Origin of the sequence: Mycobacteroides sp. PCS013, from assembly GCF_049532645.1 — a bacterium.
GTDB lineage: Bacteria > Actinomycetota > Actinomycetes > Mycobacteriales > Mycobacteriaceae > Mycobacterium > Mycobacterium gwanakae.
The window spans coordinates 3,894,467-3,909,855 of sequence record NZ_CP150131.1 but is presented as its reverse complement, the minus strand read 5'-3'; the positions used below and the strand labels follow the sequence as shown (position 1 = coordinate 3,909,855).

The 15,389-nt window shown below is 65.0% G+C and carries 16 protein-coding genes; 7 read left to right on the top strand and 9 right to left on the bottom strand.

The genetic code is table 11. The features are described 5' to 3' along the window. The first annotated feature begins 11 nt into the window (after positions 1–11). Positions 12–491, top strand: coding sequence for a hypothetical protein (locus RHO23_RS19470; RefSeq protein ID WP_064410486.1), 480 nt, complete (start codon positions 12–14; stop codon positions 489–491). Next, entirely contained in the window at positions 488–1,201 is a 714-nt protein-coding gene (locus RHO23_RS19465) for a hypothetical protein (RefSeq protein WP_423488221.1), read from the top strand. The genes RHO23_RS19470 and RHO23_RS19465 overlap by 4 nt, the downstream gene beginning before the upstream one ends. Here the strand turns inward: RHO23_RS19465 and RHO23_RS19460 are convergent. Beyond that, positions 1,198–1,617 carry a CoA-binding protein gene (locus tag RHO23_RS19460; protein WP_070916050.1) on the bottom strand — a complete coding sequence of 140 codons (420 nt, stop codon included), beginning with the start codon at positions 1,615–1,617 and terminating at the stop codon, positions 1,198–1,200. The two genes, RHO23_RS19465 and RHO23_RS19460, sit on opposite strands and share 4 nt — an antisense overlap. Positions 1,618–1,697: 80 nt before the next feature. On the opposite strand from RHO23_RS19460, the gene RHO23_RS19455 reads away from it, so the two are divergent. Beyond that, positions 1,698–2,933, top strand: coding sequence for a GNAT family N-acetyltransferase (locus RHO23_RS19455; RefSeq protein WP_070916051.1), 1,236 nt, complete (start codon positions 1,698–1,700; stop codon positions 2,931–2,933). Here the strand turns inward: RHO23_RS19455 and RHO23_RS19450 are convergent, their stop codons facing one another. The 3 genes from RHO23_RS19450 to RHO23_RS19440 all read right to left on the bottom strand — a co-directional run bounded on the left by RHO23_RS19450 (position 2,934) and on the right by RHO23_RS19440 (position 6,788). Then, positions 2,934–3,377, bottom strand: coding sequence for a CD225/dispanin family protein (locus tag RHO23_RS19450; RefSeq protein ID WP_030097364.1), 444 nt, complete (start codon positions 3,375–3,377; stop codon positions 2,934–2,936). Positions 3,378–3,486: 109 nt separating this feature from the next. Continuing rightward, positions 3,487–4,017 (bottom strand): helix-turn-helix domain-containing protein, encoded by a 531-nt coding sequence (locus tag RHO23_RS19445; protein ID WP_070932205.1) that lies wholly within the window; start codon positions 4,015–4,017, stop codon positions 3,487–3,489. Next, positions 4,014–6,788 (bottom strand): MMPL family transporter, encoded by a 2,775-nt coding sequence (locus tag RHO23_RS19440; RefSeq protein WP_423489262.1) that lies wholly within the window; start codon positions 6,786–6,788, stop codon positions 4,014–4,016. The genes RHO23_RS19445 and RHO23_RS19440 overlap by 4 nt, the downstream gene beginning before the upstream one ends. 353 nt (positions 6,789–7,141) lie before the next feature. Here RHO23_RS19440 and RHO23_RS19435 point away from each other — a divergent pair, with 353 nt between their 5' ends. Next, complete coding sequence (locus tag RHO23_RS19435) at positions 7,142–7,888, top strand: hemophore-related protein (RefSeq protein ID WP_070916053.1); 747 nt, start codon at positions 7,142–7,144, stop codon at positions 7,886–7,888. 83 nt (positions 7,889–7,971) lie between these two features. On the opposite strand, the gene RHO23_RS19430 is transcribed toward RHO23_RS19435, so the two are convergent. The 5 genes from RHO23_RS19430 to RHO23_RS19410 all read right to left on the bottom strand — a co-directional run bounded on the left by RHO23_RS19430 (position 7,972) and on the right by RHO23_RS19410 (position 11,958). After that, entirely contained in the window at positions 7,972–8,094 is a 123-nt protein-coding gene (locus RHO23_RS19430; protein ID WP_044105399.1) for a hypothetical protein, read from the bottom strand. Between the two features lie 77 nt (positions 8,095–8,171). Further along, positions 8,172–8,573, bottom strand: a complete 402-nt coding sequence (locus tag RHO23_RS19425; protein WP_101312587.1) for a DUF3054 domain-containing protein — start codon at positions 8,571–8,573, stop codon at positions 8,172–8,174. Positions 8,574–8,603: 30 nt separating this feature from the next. Beyond that, positions 8,604–9,143 carry a YceI family protein gene (locus RHO23_RS19420; RefSeq protein ID WP_064409888.1) on the bottom strand — a complete coding sequence of 180 codons (540 nt, stop codon included), beginning with the start codon at positions 9,141–9,143 and terminating at the stop codon, positions 8,604–8,606. A 55-nt stretch (positions 9,144–9,198) separates the two neighbouring features. After that, positions 9,199–10,407, bottom strand: coding sequence for a lysylphosphatidylglycerol synthase transmembrane domain-containing protein (locus RHO23_RS19415; protein ID WP_423488220.1), 1,209 nt, complete (start codon positions 10,405–10,407; stop codon positions 9,199–9,201). 27 nt (positions 10,408–10,434) lie between these two features. After that, on the bottom strand, positions 10,435–11,958 hold the full coding sequence (locus tag RHO23_RS19410) for an adenylate/guanylate cyclase domain-containing protein (protein ID WP_030097357.1): 1,524 nt from the start codon (positions 11,956–11,958) through the stop codon (positions 10,435–10,437). Positions 11,959–12,100: 142 nt separating this feature from the next. On the opposite strand from RHO23_RS19410, the gene RHO23_RS19405 reads away from it, so the two are divergent. Genes RHO23_RS19405 through macS form a run of 3 tightly spaced genes read left to right on the top strand, consistent with a single transcriptional unit; the run spans position 12,101 to position 15,385 of the window. Next, the gene (locus tag RHO23_RS19405; RefSeq protein WP_064410485.1) at positions 12,101–12,979 is read left to right on the top strand and encodes an alpha/beta fold hydrolase; all 879 of its coding nucleotides are present in this window, start codon (positions 12,101–12,103) and stop codon (positions 12,977–12,979) included. Between the two features lie 21 nt (positions 12,980–13,000). Further along, positions 13,001–14,200, top strand: coding sequence for an AI-2E family transporter (locus RHO23_RS19400; RefSeq protein ID WP_064409887.1), 1,200 nt, complete (start codon positions 13,001–13,003; stop codon positions 14,198–14,200). Positions 14,201–14,209: 9 nt separating this feature from the next. Then, the gene (macS, locus tag RHO23_RS19395) at positions 14,210–15,385 is read left to right on the top strand and encodes a MacS family sensor histidine kinase (RefSeq protein WP_423488219.1); all 1,176 of its coding nucleotides are present in this window, start codon (positions 14,210–14,212) and stop codon (positions 15,383–15,385) included. The last annotated feature ends 4 nt before the right edge of the window (positions 15,386–15,389 follow it).

The window sequence follows — 15,389 nt, the reverse complement described above, 5'->3', positions numbered from 1 at the left end:
TTCTCGGTGCGATCACGGCTGTCGCTGTGGTGCTTTCGGTCTTCGTCGTTGCCGGTCATCGCAGCCAAGCGGCCCGTGACCGCTACGACTCGCGCGTGCTTGATACCGCGGTGACCTGGGTCAACACCCTGATCAACATGAAGAAGAGCAATGTCGACTCCAGTGTGCAGATGCTGCAGGACGGTACCGCTGGGCAGCTGAGCGATCATCTGGGGGAGATGCTCGCGGGCGTCGTGAAGCTCGCGCGAACGGTCGATGCCGACGCGGCGGGAGAGATCGATGCGGTGGCCATTGACAGGGTCGGCGCGAGAATTCCCGATGAGGAAATCGGCCTGCCTTCCGTGGAGCGGGTGGATCGCGTCATGGTGGTGGCCACGTCGGTGACGCGTGACGCCGATGCCGCCCCGAAGGTCAATCAATGGCACCTCCGGCTTGCCGTGTCCAAGGTTGGGGACCAGTTGCTGATCACTGGTCTGGAGCTGCTGCGATGAGCCGTAATACAGTGCGGGTCATCATCTTTGACCTGCTGGCGCCTTTGGTCACGATGCTGGCGATTGTCGAACTCGGCGTGATACTGCGCTGGCCCACCTGGTGGGTGGTGGTGTGCACGGCATCGTGTCTGCTTATCGCTCAAGGTCTAGCCGTGAACGCCTATCTGGCCCGACGTGATTCGGTGACCGTCGGCACCGACGATGACGGGCCGGCGCTGCGTACCGGAATCGTCGCCCTGGCCACGATTTCGGTGCTGGCGGTCGCTGTCGTGGGGTACCGGCACTGGACGGTTCCCGACCGGGAGGGGAACGCGGACCGCGCGGCGGTGACCGACGTCGTCGCGACGGTGGCCGGGGCGGTGGTGAATTTCGCCCCGGGTAGCCCGGATTCCTACGTGCGCAAGGCCACCGAGCACATGACGGAAGGGCAGAGGCAGTCCTTCACACGTGACTTCGACAGGGCCACTGCCGAGCTCAAGGCCAAGGGAATCTCCCAGCAGGGTGAGATCATCTCGGTTGGCATCGAAGCCCTGGGACCCGAAGACGCCGTGACCGCCACCCTGGTGCGACGCACGAGCGTTGCCGCGAAAGCGCAACCCGAAGAATCGGTGCTGGCGCTGCGGATGACCCTCGCCAAGCGTGATGGCCGCTGGCTCGTGGACAACATCGCACCGATCGATCGGATCGGGGCGCAGCCGCCCAGGGGCTAACGCGAACTGATACGAGCGAATTCGATTTCGGTACAGCGGTCCATGACAACCTGCAGCCCAGCATCGGTGGCCTTGTTCGCGGCGTCGATGTCGACGAGATCGAGCTGGAACCAGAGTGTGCGTGCACCGATGTCGATGGCCTCCTGGGTGATGCCCGCCAATTCCTCGCGGCGGCGGAACACATCGACCAGGTCGGGTGTCTCCGGCAGCGCCGCAAGGCTCGGGTAGACCGTCTGGCCGTCGAGCTCGGAGAGCGTCGGATTCACCAAGAAGATTCGGTAGGGACTGTGTGTGGCCAGATAGCGGTAGACGCCGTGACTGGGCCGGTCGGGATTGGCCGAAACGCCAACGATGGCAATGGTCTTTGTTTCGAGCAGTATCTCGGCGATTGCCGTGTCATCGGGGGCAGTCCACACCGCGGTTCCTTTCCTGCTGACCCGTGGCACGCCGAAAACTCAAGTGACAGGCCTTGGCATGGCACGGTAGACATGGGTATGTGTCTGAGCTGACCCTACGCACCATTCAAGACGAGGACGACTATCAGTCGTACGTGAGCTTCGCGTACTCCGTGTTCCTGCAGGATCCCCAGCAGGACGAGATAGCGGCCAGCCGCAAGTTCACCGAGCTGGACCGCATGATCGGATTCCACAACGGGCGCAAGTGGGTGGCGACGGCGGGTGCATACAGCCGTCACGTGGTGCTACCGGGCGGAACGGTCGCACCGGTCGCCGCCATCACCGCGGTCACGGTGGCGCCAACGCATCGGCGTCGCGGTCTGTTGACCGCGATGATGCGCCGTCAACTGGAGGACGTCCGCGCGCGTGGTGAGGCCATCGCCATGCTGTTCGCCTCGGAAGCGTTGATCTACGGCCGATTTGGTTATGGAGTCGCGACGGAAGCCGCGGAATTGTCTGGCCGGGTCAAGGAGCTGTCTTTCCGGCCGGATGTGGATCTGGGCGACGGCACCCTGGAGGAAGTCGACGCCGCCACCTTCCTGGCATCGGCCCCTGCTGTGTATGACGGCGCCATCGCCGAACTGCCCGGCCAAATGTCCCGTACGCCCGAGTGGTGGGCGATCTGGACGCTGGATAACGAGGAACGCCAGAAGGAGTCCGGCAAGATCCGCTTCGTCCTGCACTACGAATCCGATGGAACAGTCAGCGGATTCGCCATCTATCGGCCGAAGCCGGGGTGGGGCGACGCAGGCCCCGACGCGGAGCTGCATGTGCAAGAGGTGCTGGGTGCCAACCCGCGCGCCTACGCGCGGACGTGGCGCTACCTGCTGGATATGGATCTGGTGCGCAAGATCAAATATCACGGCGCATCGGTACATGAGGAGCTGCGCTACCTGGTGGCGAACCACCCTGCACTCGAATGCGCTGTGAGCGACGCGATCCACGTGCGATTGGTCGATATTGCGAAGGCGCTGTCGCAGCGGCGCTACGCCACCGAGGTGGACGTGGTGCTGGAGGTCACCGACGAATTCCTGCCAGAGAATTCGGGACGCTACCGTCTGCGCGGCAGTCTGACCGGTGCCAGCTGCGAAATCACCACGGCGGACGCCGATATCGCGTTGACCGTGCGCGATCTCGGGTCCGTCTATATGGGTGGGGTCAGCCTGCAGGCGCTGGCCAGGGCAGGTTTGGTCAGAGAACTTCGAACAGGTGCGGTGCAACGGGCCGCGATCGCATTCGGCTGGCCCGTCGCACCTAGTGCACCCGATGACTTCTAACTAGTTGTCGCGACCGGGACGGCCCATCGGGCCCGGGCCGTTCCATCCGTCGTCATCCCAGGTGCGGTGCCAGCCGCCGTGGTGTCCCCAGCCGCCACCGCCGCCACCGTGCGTGTGCCACCAGATGGCGCATGCGATGCGGAAGGCGATGAACAGGAACAGCAGCACCAGGCCGGTCAGCAGGGCGATCTTGCCGAGGAGCTTGGCGCGATCCGAGGATTCCTGCGCGCGGTCGTACTGGCCGGTGAGCCAGTACTGGGTGACATTCAGTGCATTGGTAAATGCGCTGAACGCCAACGGCCAGAAGAAGACAATGGAGGCCACTGCCCAGCCGACATTGGTGGGGGGAGGCTTCGGAACTCCCGCGGAGGCCGTCGGTGCGGGCGGGGGCGCGGGCGTCGAAATGGCGCCGGTAGGTTCGTCAGTTTTCGTCTCGTCGGTCATGGCACGAGGTTAGGCCGATTTCAGGCGGGCTGCCATAACGATCGGACAGCTCTCAGGGAACTGACATTGGTTACGCAGGTACCCGGATGTAACGCGATGTGCCCGGTGGCTATCCGCGGGGACGGGTGCGCCCGAACCGCCGGGCTACCCGGCGCATCCGCACCAGCATCGCGACCGTGGGGCTCGTTGTGCCTGCCAGGTACGAGGAGAGTTCGCCGCTTGAAACACCTATGCGGGAAGCAAACTCGGCCTGGCGCAGACCGGATGCCTCGAACAGCAGGTTGATCTCGTTGGCTGCTTCTCGTTGCTCGGCTTCGGCAAGGTTGTCGCGCGCCCGGGTGAGGACTTCTTGCAGCACGGTCGAAATGCCGTAGAGCTCATCGGCGCCCACGACTTCCTCAACCTGGCGTGCGGTTCGTCCGAAGGGATCGCGCTTGAGCGCGTGGACTATCGCCTGCCAATCGGAAAGGTCACCACTTTGCAGGGCGTCGAGTATCTCGGAGGTGGTCCAGTGGGTGACCGGCTTGTCGCTGCGTGCCGGCTGCTCGGCGTGAGTGGAACCGGAGCCGATGTCGCCGGAACCCGAAGGCTCATCGGGCACTTCGGGGGAGACGGCTGGAGCGTCGCTCGTGACCGTCACCTCGCATCCTCCAACATCGCAACCGCAACGGACAGGCACTGCCTGCGCACCGCGGGGCATTCCATTGCACCGTCGCCGGGCTTCGGGTCAGCGAGCCGTCGCACCAGCTGACTGGAAACCCACCTCTGATTGGACTGTACACAGTAATGCTGATCGAGACCGGCGAGGACCTTTGCCGCGGTTTGCGGTTCCATCAGCGATGCGAGCCTGGCGAACTCGGTGTAATCGCGTTCGGCGTTGCGGCGCATCAACAACAGTCCTTGCATGCGTAGTGCTTCAGCGTCGGTGGGCACGACACACTTTTGTCCCGTCGGCAGCTTTACCTGGGTGATTTCGACCGGTGTCACTCGTGAGAGGGGACCTGGCATGGCGACGGTGTCGGCATCGGATCCGTTTTTGCCGGCCTGCAGTGCCTCCAGCGCCACAGTCAAGTTGTCACGCCAGCGGTCCACGAGCACCGACTGGGCATCGGGTGCGGCGACGGTGCCGCCATCGGCGAGCCGCTTGAGCCGGGCCGCCGAGACAGCGATGGCGTGGTAGTCGATGCGCGGTTCCTCGAGTCCGGATCCCTGAAGTCGCAGGGCGCTCTCGGTATGCGGGCCCGGAAGCTCGTCGACACACGGGGTTTCGAAATCCACGGTGGGCAGTACCCGATCCAGCCAGCCCGGAAGCCACCAGTTGCGCTGGTTGAACATCGCCATCAGCGCCGGTACCAAGACCAAGCGCACCACCGTCGCATCGACGGCGATCGCCACGGCGCACGCGACGCCCAGCTGGGCGACCAACGGCATTCCGGCGAAGGCAAATCCGATGAACACCGCGATCATGATCAGCGCCGCGCTGGTGATGGTGCGCGCGCTCGTGCGTACGCCGAACGAGACCGCGTCGGCGCAATCACCGGTGCGCAGATAGCGCTCGCGCACGCGTGCTAGCAGGAAGATCTCGTAATCCATGGTGAGACCGAAGGTCAGCGCGAGCGCTAACGGCGGGATGCTGCTGTCGATGTTGGCCTTGTGGAAGCCCAGGAATTCCAGCCATCCCCATTGGAAGACGATCACCAGGCTGCCGTAAGCGGCGGCGACCGAGAGCACCGTCATCACCACGCCCTTGAGCGCCAGCACCGGCGAGCGCAGCGTGGCCAGCAGCATGACGAAGGCGAGGACACAGACGAAAGCGAACACTCCCAACAGTGCGTGTTCCACCCTGTTGTCGTAGTCGAACAGCAGCGCAGTAGGCCCGCCGACGCTGATATCGGCACCCGAATCCTTGAGTGCATCGGGCACATTCGCGCGCATCCAGCTGACGGTGTCGCGGGCGGCGTTCGCCTCGGGGTCTACCGACAGCACTGCCGAGATCAGTGCGTTATGCCCGCCCGTGGAGAAGATCGGATCGGAGACCCGCGCGATGTTGGGGGCCCGCGCGATTGTCTCCTTCGCGGCCTCCAGGGTTTGTGCATGCTGAGGATCTTGCGCGTTGCCGTCGAAAGTGAGCAGTATCTGCACCGGTCCGAGCGCGCCCGGTCCCATTGCGACGGCCGCAGCGTCGATGCCCCGTCGGATCTCATGGGACGAATCGAATTGGCGCAGCATGCTATTGGAGACCTGCATGTGCAGACTCGGTGCGGCCAGTGCGAGCAAGAAAATCGAAGCGCCCAGCGCGGATAGCCAGGGCCGGCGCATAACCTCTTGGGTCCACTTGCGCCAGAATGGAATTGAATGTTTGCGTAGCGGTGAGAGACGTAGGAATCGGGACTGGTTGGCTGCGGCCTTACCGAAGATGGCGAGCAGTGCGGGCATCAGTGTGGTGGAGCTGAGAACGGCGATCGCGACGACGATGATGGCGCCGGAGGCCATCGATGCCAACGCGGGGGTTCCGATCAAGTAGATGCCGGCGAGGGCGGCGATCACCGTCAGGCCGGAGAATGTGACGGTGAGCCCGGAGGTGGCCATCGCCGCGGCGATCGCCTCCTGCCGGTTCTTCCCCGAGTTCAGCTCCTCGCGGTATCGCATGAGGATGAAAAGGGAGTAGTCCACCGCGACGGCGAGGCCGATCATGGTCACCGTCGGCAGGGCGAATACCGAGATAGTGGTGATGTTGGACAGCGCGAGGACGATCGCGACGCTCAACGCGACCGTGCACAGGCCCAGGAGCAAGGGCAGGGAGGCCGCGGCCAGCGAGCCGAACGCGGCGATCAGCACGATCAGGATGACCGGGATGTTCCACTTCTCGGCCTGCTTGATATCCCCGGCGATCTGTTCGGTCATCGCGGCGCCCAACGCACCTTGGCCGATGACATAGAGGGAGACGCGGCCACCGGCGATCTGCCCGGGCTCACCGCCGTGCACACCTATCTTCTTGCGAAGGTCCTTGGCGATGTCTGTCGCGCCGGTGTTATCGAAGCCGATCCGCAGGGTGACGACGAACGGGCGATCCGGTTGCGGCGTCAGCTGCGGGGGGATGGGCTCGACCGAGACCTGAGGGATCTGCGCCGCCACCTGCTTGAGATAGTCGACGGCGGCAGTCATATCGGCGACGGTCGCATCGGGCCGGGGCGCGGCGACCAGTGCCAGCGGGGAGGCGCCGTGATCACGGAACCCGGTCTCCATCGCGTCATGAACCTTCAGCGACTGCGAACCGGCGACCTCGAAACCACCACCGGTGAGCTTTTCTCCATGACTGGCTACCAGGCCCGCCGCGGAGGCAATAAGAATCAGCCAGACAGCGACCGTCAACCACCTATACCTGCGAAGGTAGTCGCTGGTGCGCATCATGACTGACTGCACGATGGTTCCTGTCGTTCGGTGTGACGCACGCAGTCTCCTGTGGCGTGGTCGTGATGCTACAGCAACGCGACCAACCTCGCCCCCTGTCCGTATATATCCCGGCAACCTGCGATGACACGCTTACTAACAGCCGGCCTTGGCGAAAAACCAGTGGTGGCTGGACATGCTTTTCGCGCTCCCTGGCAACGTTGCGCTGAGCTGAAAATAGGATCTTGAAATTCAGAATCTGGCCGACGATAAAGAGTGGGTAACGCTCTGGTCACTACGCGCGTGCGTGTTTCGAAATGGCGCCGAATTTCGATACGTTGGCTGTAATCCCCCAACCAAGTAGGAGGAATGTCATGTCAGCCACAACCTCGCGGCGCACGGCCTACGGCTTGCTGAGCGCAGGTGTTCTCGCTGGCGGGCTCGCGATGAGCGCCCTGGCACCGATTGCCGCGGCCGAACCAATCCCCCCGGCCCCCGCCCCGGCTCCGGCGGCTCCCGTCGCACCGGCACCCGCCCCGAACGCCGCCGCACCTGCCGCGGCGACGGTGACTCCTGCCACACCCACGCCGGATGGATGCCAGGCCAGCAAGATGACCAAGACCGTCGGCAACGTGGTGCAGAACGCCGCGGGCTACCTGGAGCAGCATCCCGACGTCGATGCGGCTTTCACCGAGATCAAGGCGGCCCCGCAGGACCAGATCGCCGCGAAGACGCAGAGTTATCTGGTGTCGCGGCCCGATGTGGCCGGTTCCCTCGGTGGCATCGCCGCACCGCTCAATGACCTGCGCACCAAGTGCGGTCTGCCGCTGGACCTGGCCCAGGTGGTCAACGGTGGCGGACTGAACCCGGCCGCGATGGGCGTCAACCCCGCGCTGCTGACCGCGCTGTCGCAGAACCCGGCGGCACAGCAGGTGGCGCAGAACCCGGCCGCGCAGGCCCTCGTGCAGAACCCTGCAGTGCAGTCCGCGATTCAGAACCAGGCACCGGCTGCCAGCTTCCCGCAGGGCCCCGGTCCCGCGCCCGGACCGGCTCCGGCCGCCGTCGCTCCGGCTCCGGCCGGCCCGGTGGGCACAGGTCCCGCGCCCGGTCCGCGCGTCTAAGGGCACATACGTCATTCGAGTGCGAGTCTCGCGCGGATCTCTCTGGAGATATCCGCGCGAGGCTCGCACTCGGTGTTTGGGGACTAGCGGGGCAAGGCTTCCGGGCCCGCCGGGGAGATGTCGTCGTGGCGGTTGAGATACCGCACCGACAGCAGCACTACGGCATAACCGGCGAGGGGCACCAGCACGGCGGCGAGACCTTCCATGCAGTCAGCTTGCGGGGGCGCCGGCCGTGTATCCAAGCGCGTTGACGAGATCCTGACGGCGGCTCGCTATTTATTGATCAGCTGCGGGCTGTTCCGACAAACCGGTTCGCGACGACGCGCCATCCCAGGAGAAATAGGGCAGTCACCAGCGAGGCGACGATGACAAAGCTGAACGCCACACCCTGGTTGCTCAGACGGCGCAAGATCATCCCGAACAGCACCGTGCAGACCCACACCGCGATCCCGGTGTGGGCGACGGATGTCGGACGCGACCAACCCCGGCTCAGCAGCCAACCGGCTCCGGCGCCCGACAAGAACGGCCACGCCGTCTCCCACACACCTACCAGCGTGATGCCTTCGGCGTGGCTGCGGCGGCCGATGGTGCAGAAGACCAAGACGCCGATGACATCCAGTACCAGGGAGAGCAGTACGGATGTCACCGGCGCTTGGGGCGACGAATTCTGTTGCACGCTGGGCATTCCCCGACCGTAGCGGGTGCCGTGCGGCGATCAGTTGGAGGGTGCCTCCGGGTGCCCGGCTTCGATGTTGAAGGTCAGTGTGACCTTCTCGCCGACCAGTCCGGCACCGCCGGTGACGCCGAAGTCGCCGCGGTTGATCTCGGCGCTGGCTTCGAAGCCGGCGACAGTGCCGCCCTGTGCTCCGGGGCCGACGCCCTCCAGGGACAGGTTCAGCGAGACCGGCTGGGTGACGCCGTGCAGGGTCAGTTCACCATCGACGATGTAGTCGTCACCGTCGGCACGTACCGAGGTGGAGCGGTAGGTGGCGGTGGGGTGGTTGTCGGTGTCGAAGAAGTCGGCCGAACGCAGATGGCCGTCGCGCTGGTCGTTGCGGGTGTCGACAGAGGCCACGTTGATGGTGGCCGATACCGAGGGAGTGCCGTCCTCGGCGACAGTGATGTCACCGCTGAAGTCGGTAAACGAGCCGCGAACCTTCGAAACACCCAGGTGGCGTACGGAGAAGGTGATGTCTGAGTGAACCGAGTCGATGGTCCAGGTTCCAGGGGCGAGAACTGGCGTGGTGGTGGTCATGAATGCTCCTCAAAGTTGGGGTAGGACATTCATGCCAACCGGACCACAGTCCGCTTTATTTCGGGGGATCGGAAGAATTTTTTGGAGGGTCGCCTGGACGAGCGTCAGGCGCGGGTTCGGGCTCCTTGGATGGGCTCGGCGTGGCGTCGGGGTCGATCTGGCTCTCGTTGCGGAAGAGGAAGAAGAAGATGACCCAGCCGATCGCGGAGATGAAAATCCAGCTGACCGCGCGGTAGATGAGCATGGCGGAGATCGCGTCGGGCAGCGTCATCCCGGAGGACACCAGACCGGGAACCAGGAAGGCCTCCACCACTAGGAGGCCACCGGGCATGAGTGGGAGCGAACCGGCGGCACGTGCCGCGGCATAGGCAACCATGACACCGACCAGGGAGGGGCGGCTGCCCACGGCGTAGGCAGCGAAGGCCAGGCACGCCACGTCGGCGATCCAGTTGAACAGCGACCAGCCGAACGCCTCGCCGAGGGCCCGCCGGGTCAGCGTCACCGCTTCCATCTGCTTGAGGATCTCGCGCCAGCGCGCCACCCCCATCATCGGCGGCTTACCGCGAACATCGTTGACCCAGCGAAGGACTCGCACCCCGATGCCGTCGAGCATCTCCGGTCGCGATGCGACCGCCTGCGCGAGGAGCAAGATGGCCAATAGTCCGCCGATGCTGAAGATCAGCGAGAACGGGTTGGTTTTGGCACCCAACAGGAATGCCCCGCCCAATCCCAGGATCGCCAAACCCACCGCCTGTAGCACCCCGGACATCACCAACTGCCAGGACGCCACGACCGGGGTCGCGCCCCAGAGTCGCTGCTGCCGATAGATAAAGGTGGCCGAGAGCACGGGTCCGCCGGGCAATGTGGTGCTCAACGCGTTGCCGGCGTAGAACGCGGCCTCAGAGCGCCATTGACGTATCTTCACGCCCGCCGAACGCAGCAGCGTGCGCTGGATCTGCGCGAAGCTGTGCATCGAGGCCATCGCCGCGAACGCTGCCGCCAGCACCCACCACGGGTTGGCGGTCTTGAGGCTGCGCCAGGCCGATGCCAGCTGATCGGAGACGAATCCGATTTCCACCGCGAGCACGATGGCGAGGACCACGAGGACCGCCCAGCGGATCCACCAGTACTTTCCCCGCTGCTTGATGACGGGTTGGGGTGCGGTATCCGCTTCGGGATCGTCCGGGCATGAAGCCGGACCGCTTCCTTCGGGCGGCGTACAGCCGCCGTCGAGTGGGTCACGGTCATCGGGCACGGGCACCACAGTAACGGCGCGGACTGGCCACTTCTTTCAGGTTCCCGCAGGCCACGCTAGGTGTGTCGCCCTGGTGCGGCCCCGGAGCAGCACAGAGTCGCCGTGATCCCAGTGTTTTTGTTCGTCGGGGTCGGCGAAATAGAGCGCATTTGTGGAGGCGAGTAGGCGGCTGGGCCGGTGTTTGGCCAGCTCAGTAAGGCGAGATGCCTCGTTCACCGGGTCGCCGATCACCGAGTACTCATAGCGTTCCGGCGCACCGACGTTCCCGGCGACCGCCAGCCCTGCCGATACCCCGATGGCGAACTCGAAGGGATGGGGGAAGTCCTCGTTGAGCCGGTCGCGCAGTTCCCGGGCCGCCGCCAGGCAGGCGGTAGTGGCATCGGGGCGGTGCAACGGGGCGCCGAAGACCGAGAGCGCTTCGTCGCCGACGAACTTGTTGACGAAGCCGCCGCGGCTGTCGACCACTTCCACCACGATGCGGAAGAAGTCGTTGAGGATGGTGAGCACTTCTTCGGGGTCGCGGTCGGAAGCCATCGACGTCGACCCGATCATGTCGACGAAGAACACTGCGACATAACGGTTCTCGCCGCCGAGGTTGGTACCGAGCTGTAAGGCCTGGCTGGCCACGTCGGCACCCACGTGCTTACCGAATAGTTCACGCAGCTGACGACGTTCCTCACCCACCTGCATCATCCTGTTGAACCCGGCCTGCAAGACGCCCAGCTCGCTGCCGTCGTAGACGTCGACGCGCGCCTCGAAGTCGCCCTGCGCCACATCGCTGATGGCGGTGCGCAGCTGGCGCACTGGGTCGGCCAGCTGTCCGGCGGTAAGCAGGGCGAGCCCGTAACTGCCGACCAGGGTGGTCGAGACGATGAGCAGGACGGTCAGGGCAAGGTCGCGCGTGGAGGTCAAGTCCTCCGGCTTCCAGAGGGCCATGCCGCACAGCGCGATGATTCCGATGGCCGGCGCCAGTGTGCCGATCCACCAGCTCAGGCGGACTCGGACGAATACAGAGGGGGCGAATCGTCCGTGAAATTCGCTGGCGCTCAACGCTTTGGCCGCAATGGGGCGCAGGATGCGCTCACCGAGTAGGTAGGTGAGGCCGAAGCTGGCCGTCGCCGATTGCACACACCCGATGATGGTGGCCAGAGTCCACTTGGAGTCGTGCATGGCGCCCACCGCGATGAACACTCCCGCGCCGATGGCCCAACCACCGAGGTGCAGTAGCGACTGCTGAAGGGGGGCGGTCAACGCCGTGCGTAACTCCAGCGCGGTGGGCGGCCCGCCCCGGCAGTACCAGCGGGCGAGCCGGTGTTCCATATGCAGCGCCCAGCCCACGCTGGTGACGATCATGACTCCGAACAGCAGCCAGAACAACGGGGGACCGTTCTCGAAGACCCAGTCGTCGGCCGGCCGTTTGAACGGCATCCAATGGCGCAGAAAGTAGAACAGCAACAGCAGGGTGGCGGCATTGATGCCGACCATCGATGCCACGAACACCGTCCAGCGGGGGCCCAGCACATGCATGGCCCGAAACCATTCGCGCAGCCGTTCCATCACCTAGGTATTCCGATCGGTCTACTTCACTTGTACTCTTATCCGCCCGCTATGACGAAGCATGCCAGTTCTTGCAGGTCTTACGGATGCATATGTGGAGGCCGCGCTCGCGCCACGGAACCTACTGCGCGGTAGGGTGCGGTTCATGACGCAGCGCAGCATGCCCGTCCTCGAGGGCGTGACCCACGAATATGTGCAAGCCGGGGACGTGAAGATCCACGTCGCCGTAGCCGGACCGCAGGATGGACGACCGGTCGTGTTGTTGCACGGCTGGCCCGAGAACTGGTGGATGTGGCACAAGGTGATTCCGGCCCTGGCCGATGCCGGGTACCGCGTGCACGCCGTCGATCTTCGTGGCGCGGGGTGGAGCGAGGTCGCTCCGGCGGGCTACGAGAAGGAGCAGTTCGCCTCCGATGTGCTGGCCGCGGCCGACGCGCTGGGGCTCGAATCCTTCGACCTGGTCGGACATGACTGGGGTGGTTGGACGGCGCAGCTGGTGGCCCTGAAGGCGCCGTCGCGGATCAAGCGGCTGGCCATCCTCAACATTCCGCCGGTGTGGCAGGAGCCGGGCCGTGTCGCCAGGCATGCCCACAAGCTGGCCTACCAGCTCGTGGTGGGAGCCCCCGTCGTCGGACCGCTATCGCACCTGTCGCCGACCCTGTGGTGGTTCATCCGCCGTAGCGGCATGCCCAAGGAGTCGGTGGACTTCTTCCGCGGCTGTTTCCGTGACCGTGACCGCCGGGTGGCCGGATCCAAGATCTACCGGTCGATGGTCGGCAAGGAATTCGCCAGGTTGGCGCGCGGCCCATACGACGATCAGAAACTCGCGATGCCGGTGCGGGTGCTGTTCGGGCTCGACGACGTCGCCGTGCACCCGTCGCTGCTCGACGGCTTCAAAGACCACGCCGACGATCTGAACATCACCGAGGTGCCCAACTGTGGTCACTTCATCGTCGATGAGCAGCCCGAGCTCGTCGTGAAGTGGCTGACCGAGGTACTTGCCGAGCCTGCGCCGAAGGGATAGTTGCTGAGCTAGGCTCGCCGCATGACGCACGCTGACGCAGCCGAGTCGGTTCATCCGTATGTGCGCAAGGGGGCGGCATGGGCTTGGCGCCTGCTGGTGCTGCTTGCCTTCGGGCTCACCTCGTTGTGGTTGTTCTGGCATCTCAAAACGATCACCATCCCGCTGCTGCTCGCCCTGATGGGTTCGGCGCTGCTGGTTCCCACAGTCAACTACCTTCAGCGGCATAAGGTTCCGCGTTCGCTGGCAGTCGTCGTGGTCATGCTGACCGGTACCGCGGCGGTCGGCGGGATCCTGACTTTCGTGGTGGACCAGTTCATCAAGGGTCTGCCGGACCTGTCGACGCAGCTGACCAACAGCATCGAGTCGCTGAAGAACTGGGCGATCCACAGTCGGTTCCACGTCAGTGAGGACCAGATCGGCAAGGCCGGCGATGCTCTGGTCAACGCCATCAAGGACAACCAGGGAAGGGTCACCAGCGGGGCGCTGGCGACGGCGACCACGGTCACCGAGATCATCACCGGTGCGGTGTTGACCTTGTTCACCACTATCTTCTTCCTCTACGGCGGCAAGGAGATCTGGGAGTTCGTCACCCGAATCTTCCCGACGGCGGTGCGGCCGCGGGTGCGTCGCGCCGGTGCTCTCGGCTTCGGTTCGCTGATCGGCTACGTGCGCGCCACGGTCGCGGTGGCGCTGGTCGATGCCATCGGTATCGGTGTGGGCCTCGCGGCTTTCAGTGTGCCGCTGGCGCTTCCACTGGCCTCGCTGGTGTTTCTGGGTGCTTTCATCCCCATCATTGGTGCGGCGATCTCCGGGTTTGTGGCGGTATTCATCGCACTTATCACCAAGGGAGCCTTTACCGCGTTGATGATCTTGGTCATCGTGATCGTGGTGATGCAGGTGGAAGGCCATGTGCTGCAACCGCTCATCATGGGCCATGCGGTGCAGATCCACGCGCTGGCGGTGGTGCTGTCGATCGCCGCGGGCGGCGTGCTGGGCGGAATCATCGGCGCACTTCTGGCGGTGCCGACCGTGGCGGTGCTCAACACCGCGATCCGGGCCCTCATCGAACCCGAGGACTCCGCCGATCCGTATCTGGTTGAAGGAGAAGAGGAAGCGGAAATCCTCGATCCAGAGATGGTGCCCGACGGTGGCCCACCCGCAGTCGGCGCCGGTCCAAGCAACGGTGTGCCGGAATTGGGCCCGGCTCCGCCCAAGGACTGACGGACCGTTATGGCATCCGGACACGGAACCGTCCCACGCTGGGTGAGCGGTAACGATCCGACGGCATCGCTGTGGCGTGCCGCGCAGGTGTTCCGATTGGCGAGTTTCGGGTACGCGCTGCTGGCCTCACAGCTGACCTCCTACACCCATTACGACCGGCAAGCACTGAGCTGGGCGCTGTACGCAGGCATGGCGATATGGACCGGACTCGCGGCAGTCGCACTGTCGCGCAACTGGCTCCGGCGCTGGCAGCTAGTGCTGTGCGATCAGGTGATAGTCATCGCGCTGATGCTCGCCGGCCGGCTGGTAGTCGATGTGCAGTGGTACAGCGGACATCAGACGCTGCCGACCACGCTATGGGTGGCCAATGCGGTGGTGTCCATGGGTCTGCTGCGCGGACAGCTCGCCGGCGTCATCTCGGGGTTCGTCCTGGCCGCCATCAGCATCGCTGCGCGCGGGCTGCCCGTGAGCGCATTGTGGCTCGATTCCACCATGCCGGCCTTGGTGGTGGTGGGGCTCGCGATTGGTGCCGCATCGACCACCGCGAAGCGCACCTTCCATGAGCTGCGGCGCGCGGAGCGTGCGGCAGCAGCGGCCATCGAACGCGAGCGGCTCGCACGGCAGGTACACGACGGGGTGCTCCAGGTGCTGTCCTATGTGAAGCGGCGGGGCACCGAGATCGGTGGCCCGACAGCGGAACTGGCGGCCATCGCGGGCGAGCAGGAAGTGGCCCTCCGGGAGCTGATCTCCGGGGCTACCCAGACGATGTTGGCCGACGACGAATTGGTCGATCTGCGTCCACTATTGCGCACACAGGCCAGTACCGCGGTCTCGGTCTCTGCGCCGGGCTCTCCGGTGCTCATCGGTCAGCACATGGCCAGCGAGCTGGCGGCCGTGGTGCGTAGCGCGCTGTCCAATGTGGCCTTGCATGCCGGGCCGCAGGCACACGCCTATGTGCTTATCGAAGATCTCGACGATTCGGTGGTCGTGACGGTGCGCGACGACGGCAGTGGTATCGCCGCAGGCAGGCTGGATCAGGCAGAACGTGAGGGACGGATGGGGGTGTCCCGATCGATTCTGGGCCGGGTAGCCGATCTGGGCGGGGCTGTCCTGCTGGAGACAGCGCCGGGCGCAGGCACCGAATGGGAGATCACGGTGCCCAGGTCGCAGGAGGTGGGGTTGTGACCGA

Excerpts from the sequence above, each read along its gene's own strand:
- RHO23_RS19465 (WP_423488221.1), top strand. The coding sequence starts at position 488 with ATGAGCCGTAATACAGTGCGGGTCATCATCTTTGACCTGCTGGCGCCT.
- RHO23_RS19450 (WP_030097364.1), bottom strand. The coding sequence starts at position 3,377 with ATGACCGACGAGACGAAAACTGACGAACCTACCGGCGCCATTTCGACG.
- RHO23_RS19440 (WP_423489262.1), bottom strand. The coding sequence starts at position 6,788 with ATGATGCGCACCAGCGACTACCTTCGCAGGTATAGGTGGTTGACGGTC.
- RHO23_RS19435 (WP_070916053.1), top strand. The coding sequence starts at position 7,142 with ATGTCAGCCACAACCTCGCGGCGCACGGCCTACGGCTTGCTGAGCGCA.
- RHO23_RS19430 (WP_044105399.1), bottom strand. The coding sequence starts at position 8,094 with ATGGAAGGTCTCGCCGCCGTGCTGGTGCCCCTCGCCGGTTATGCCGTA.
- RHO23_RS19425 (WP_101312587.1), bottom strand. The coding sequence starts at position 8,573 with ATGCCCAGCGTGCAACAGAATTCGTCGCCCCAAGCGCCGGTGACATCC.
- RHO23_RS19420 (WP_064409888.1), bottom strand. The coding sequence starts at position 9,143 with ATGACCACCACCACGCCAGTTCTCGCCCCTGGAACCTGGACCATCGAC.
- RHO23_RS19405 (WP_064410485.1), top strand. The coding sequence starts at position 12,101 with ATGACGCAGCGCAGCATGCCCGTCCTCGAGGGCGTGACCCACGAATAT.
- RHO23_RS19400 (WP_064409887.1), top strand. The coding sequence starts at position 13,001 with ATGACGCACGCTGACGCAGCCGAGTCGGTTCATCCGTATGTGCGCAAG.
- macS (WP_423488219.1), top strand. The coding sequence starts at position 14,210 with ATGGCATCCGGACACGGAACCGTCCCACGCTGGGTGAGCGGTAACGAT.